The organism is Bradyrhizobium cosmicum (assembly GCF_032290525.1).
GTDB classification, from domain to species: domain Bacteria; phylum Pseudomonadota; class Alphaproteobacteria; order Rhizobiales; family Xanthobacteraceae; genus Bradyrhizobium; species Bradyrhizobium cosmicum_A.
On record NZ_JASXTA010000251.1, the window covers coordinates 1 to 269 of the forward strand.

Sequence of the window (269 nt, forward strand, 5' to 3'; positions counted from 1 at the left end):
CCGACATAGAGGGCGCTGCGCACCTGGCGCTCGACCATCTCCCGCGGCGCCAGGATCTGCGCGTTCCAGCCCACTTCGTCGAGATTGCGGGTCTGGGTCAGCCAGTCGCCGGGCACCAGGGTCAGGCGCGCCGGATTGGTGGTGGGGTAGGGCCGGTTGGCGTTGACCTGCTCGCGCTGGCGCTCGTCCAGCGGATGGGTGGCGCGAAAGCGCCAGGCGTCATGGGAGGTGAGGATGACCACGCCCAGGTCATCGGTCACCAGCAACTG

1 pseudogene is annotated in these 269 nt (G+C 69.1%); it reads right to left on the reverse strand.

The annotated features are described in order from the left end of the window. Positions 1–269: pseudogene (locus tag QSV46_RS39845) on the reverse strand (hypothetical protein); the annotation flags it as partial.